Genomic DNA, 3,994 nt, shown 5'->3' with positions numbered 1-3,994 from the left:
GGTTTCGGCCGGGACGGCGGGGCCGGGGCGAGCGGCCTTCGAGGACCGGCCCGCACCACCACCACCCTCCTCATCGCCCGCCTCCTCGAACCACTCGGGGAACATCGCCTGCGCGGCCTCGATCCCGTCCAGGCGTGCGGCGTATGCCTCTCCGGCGGCGTCGTGGCTGGCCTCTTCGAGGCGGGGGACGGGGCCCTCTCCGTAGAGCCGGAGGATCTCAGGGTCCAGGCCGTCAGCAGGGGTCGCGCTCCCGATGCGGAAGAACCTAAAGCGCGAGGTGGGCGATGAGCCGGAGAGGAGGTAGCCGGTGCCCTGGGTGCGGGGCCGGTCCTCGTCGCCCGCCTCCTCGAACTGCGAGATGAGTCGGGTGCCGCCGGCGTACTTCGGGATCGGGGCGATGCTCTGGCCGGGTGCGAGGAGACCGTCGGAGACGAGCTGCCGCATCATGGTCGACGTCCAGCGCAGCAGGACGACTTCGCCGTCCTTAAGCATGCCTCGCAGCGTGTCGGAGCCGCCCAGTTCCTCCAGGTGCCCGGCCTGCGCGGACAGGTGCATCCCGATCCCCAGCGAGCGGCCCGTCCTCCCAATGTCCTTGATGTAGTGGGTGGCCTCCTTCCGATAGGGCGCGCCCTTCTCAAGCAACCGGTTCGCCTCGTCGATCCTTACGGACAACAACGGATCGGGGCGGCCCACGAGGAATTTGCTCCGGCCCATCTCGGAGTAGCGGATCTGCCGCTCCTGCATGATCTGCCACGCGGTGCGGAGCTGCGCCATCGCGCCCTCCGGGGTGACGGTGAACCAGTCGACCTGGTCGCGGGCTTCGGGGACGGATTGGCCACCTTTGAGGTCGGAGAGGAACACGGCGACGCCGGAGCGCTTCTCGGCGGCGAGCACGATGTGCAGGCCCGAGCTCTTGCCTGCGCCGGTGGTGCCGAAGATCAGGCCGCGCTGAGCGGATCCGCCGGCGGCGTCGTAGAGCTGCATCCTGGCCGGGCGGCCGTTGTGGTAGCGGCCGACGAGGATGCGGCCTTGGGTGTCCATGGCGAGCTGGGAGAGGTCAGCGGGGAGCGCGACGTCGGCCAGCGGGTCGCTGGGGTAGATGGTTACCAGGGCGTTGTGGAGGCCGTCGGTCTCGATCGCGAGGCGGGCGGGGTCGTCGATGCCGAGCGCACCCGCGAGGCGCTGCGGGTCGTAGGTGATGAGGTCGCCCGGTGGGGCCTGGACGGTGAGTTCGTAGATCATGCCGTCGGTGCTGGTGCTCACTGGGTGATCTCCTCTCGGGTCTTGGTGAGGTCGGCGGGCGCGCCGTGCGCGCCGTCGGGCTGGACGGGGACGGCGCGGACGGCGGTGATGACGGTGCCGGGCATGCCTTTCGGGGCGATCTGCTGCTCCCACATGTCGGCGAGGGACAGGCCGTCGTCGGCGGTGGTGGTGGGGGTGCGGCCGACGGTGAGGCGGCGGACCCCGGCGCCGCGGCCGGGCACGGGCCCGATCCGGATGTCGTCTTCGGGGATGTCCATGAGCGCGGACAGCGCGGTCGTGGAGATCGTCGGCACGGGGGTGCCGGGGGTGGTGGCGCGGATGGTGGCGCGCAGGGTGCCGGGGGCGGGCTGGGTGATGTCTTCCAGGGTGGTGCCGGTGGCGGGGCCGGAGTCGGTGGCGGCGTGCTGCTGCCACCAGGTCAAGACCGGGTGCTGCCCGGCCGGGATGATCGGGCAGGCCGCGGCGGCCTGCTCCTGCTGCTCCTGGTCCTCCTCCTCGATGGCGGCCGGGACCAACGAGGGCTCCCGGCCTACGAGGATCCGGGCGAGGCGGGCGGGGCGAACCCACCACACCGCGCCGGTCCACAGTGCGGCGGCGGTGATCTCCCACCAATGGGTGCCGGGCACGAGGTGGGTGGTGGTGGCGATGGTGGCGTGGGTGAGGGCGGGGGCGATGTAGAGGGCGGTGGCGATGTCGCGGGCCCGGCCGGTGGGGAGGGTGAGGGACCAGGCGGCGCCGAACGCGGCGGCACCGGCAGCGGTGGCTGCGGCGAGGGGGTAGAGGTCGGGGGTGAGGGCGCCGGCCCCGAGGGTGAGGGCGCCGGCGGCGGTGAGGAGGCGGCCGGTTCGGTCGCGGGCGACGGCCAGGGGTCCTCGGCTGGCGCGGAGGCTGTGCATCAGTGCTCCCGGGGGACAGGCGCCGGGGGCGGAACCGGCCCGGCGTCGGGCGGTCCCGCCTCCGAGGCGGTGAACGGGTGGTGGGTGTCAGCGGTTGCCGTAGAACGCCCTGTTCGCCATGTCGACGTCCATGGTGTTCGCGGCCTCCTGCACCGAGCCGTAGTCAGCCTCGTGCGCGGCGGACGCTTCCGCGAAAAGGGTGGCCAGGTCTTCGGCGGCGGCGGCCATCGCCTCGGCGTCGTCCAGGACGCCGCGCATCACGGCGGCGGCCTCCCGGTGCTCGGAGACGGTGTCGGTGTCGACGCCGAGGGCGGCGGCCTGGTCCGCGAGGCGGTCGACCGACTCCGAGCACTCCTGGATGTAGTCGTAGGTGCCGCGTACCCGCTGGGAGAGGCCGCGCAGTGCCCATCCGGCGGCGACGAGCTGGGCGATGACGGAGACGTAGCGGACGCGGCCGGATTCGGTGAGAACCCGGACCTCAGTGGCGGTGCGGGGCACGATGTCGCCCCCGACCGGGCCCTGTTCCAGTTCAGACATGCTGTGCTCCTACTGCTGGTGGTAGTCGGCGTCGGCCGGGGCGGCGTGCCCGGCGTCCGCGACGGCGTCCGCGAGTGGCTTGTGCCGCGCGGACGCGTTGGACCCGGCGGTCGCGATGGCCTCCGACGAGCCGGGGATCGCGGCGGCGATGGCCTCCGCCCGTGCCTGGACCGTGCCCGCCTTGTCGATCAGCCCGACGGTCAGGCCGATCAGGATGCCGGGAACGTGCGCGTCCTCCAGTGCGGCTAGTAGCGCGTCCAGGCGGCTGCGCAGCTCCTCGCACGCGGCGGCGGTCTGCGTCGCGGTGTCGGCTCCGGCGGTGATCTCCTCGGCCATGTCGGCGTCGGCGTCGATGAGGTCGTAGATCGTCAGGTCGCTGTCGGCCACGGGTGGTGCTCCTGTTCGGTGGGCGGTGGCGGTGGTGAACAGCGCTCCCGCCGGTTTCGGCTTCGGGCCGGTGTCGGTTCGGGGCGGGTCGTCGCGCTCCACGGTCCAGGTGGTGCCCTGTGTGTGGCCCCACCCGGGAGGCGGGCCGCCCGCCGCGCCACCGGCGGCTCCGGGCGCCGCGCCCGCGCCGGCGGGCCCGCCGGGCGGTGGGCCGTCCGGCTTCGGTGGGCCGTCCGGCTTCGGCGGGACGGCGCCGGATTTCGGGGACCCGTCGCCGGACTTCGGCGGCGGTCCGCCGGGCTTCGGCGACCCCTCCTTCTCCTTCGTCTTGGTCTTCTTCGCGTCGCTCTCGGTGGTCTTCTTCGCCCCGGCGCCGCCCTTCCCGGTCTTCTCCTCGGCGCCCTTCTTCGGCTCCTCGGCGCCCTTCTTCGGTCGCGCCTTGCGCAGATCGACCCGGGTGCGGTCCGGCTTCGGCTTCGCCGGGTCCGGCTTCGGCTTCGGGCCGACCGGCTTCGGGGCGCTGCTCCCGGGCGGTGCGGACCCGGGCTTGCGGGTGCCGGTCGGAGTGCCGGTCCCGCCCGGCGGCTTCGGCTTCGCCGGGTCGGGCTTCGGCGCCGGTCCCGGCCGCTTCGGCGCCGGAGCGGGCGGCTTCGGGGACGTCCCGCGACCGCTGTCCGGCTTCGGCGCCGGACCCGGCCGCTTCACCGGCGGCGCCGACGGCTGTTTGGGTGGGGCGGGCGGCTTGACGGCCCCGTGCGGGGCGGCCGGGGGCTTGGGTCGCCCTCCTGGGCCCGACGGGCCTCCCGGGCGGTCTGAACGGCCGTCAGGGCCCTTGCTGGGGCCCTTGCGGCGGTTGTCCAGGCCGCCGGAGCGCAGCGACGCCGGGACCTGCCCGCCGCCGCCCCTGCCCC

The 3,994-nt window shown here is 74.1% G+C and carries 3 protein-coding genes and 1 pseudogene; all 4 read right to left on the bottom strand.

The features are described 5' to 3' along the window. A partial coding sequence (locus E0D90_RS24345) for a P-loop NTPase family protein (RefSeq protein ID WP_130800107.1) occupies positions 1–1,263 on the bottom strand: 1,263 nt, incomplete at its 3' end. After that, complete coding sequence (locus E0D90_RS24340) at positions 1,260–2,159, bottom strand: hypothetical protein (protein ID WP_130800106.1); 900 nt, start codon at positions 2,157–2,159, stop codon at positions 1,260–1,262. The genes E0D90_RS24340 and E0D90_RS24345, both read right to left, overlap by 4 nt. An 87-nt stretch (positions 2,160–2,246) precedes the next feature. After that, entirely contained in the window at positions 2,247–2,696 is a 450-nt protein-coding gene (locus E0D90_RS24335) for a hypothetical protein (protein ID WP_130800105.1), read from the bottom strand. Positions 2,697–2,705: 9 nt separating this feature from the next. After that, a pseudogene (locus E0D90_RS27420) lies at positions 2,706–3,994 on the bottom strand (hypothetical protein); the annotation flags it as partial.

Source organism: Streptomyces otsuchiensis (genome assembly GCF_004305975.1).
Taxonomy (GTDB): domain Bacteria; phylum Actinomycetota; class Actinomycetes; order Streptomycetales; family Streptomycetaceae; genus Streptomyces; species Streptomyces otsuchiensis.
The sequence above is the reverse complement of the archived record's forward strand: the minus strand, read 5'-3'. Positions and strand labels throughout refer to the sequence as shown.

Bases quoted from the DNA above. Each gene is read 5' to 3' on its own strand.
- E0D90_RS24335 (WP_130800105.1), bottom strand. From the start codon at position 2,696: ATGTCTGAACTGGAACAGGGCCCGGTCGGGGGCGACATCGTGCCCCGC.
- E0D90_RS24340 (WP_130800106.1), bottom strand. From the start codon at position 2,159: ATGCACAGCCTCCGCGCCAGCCGAGGACCCCTGGCCGTCGCCCGCGAC.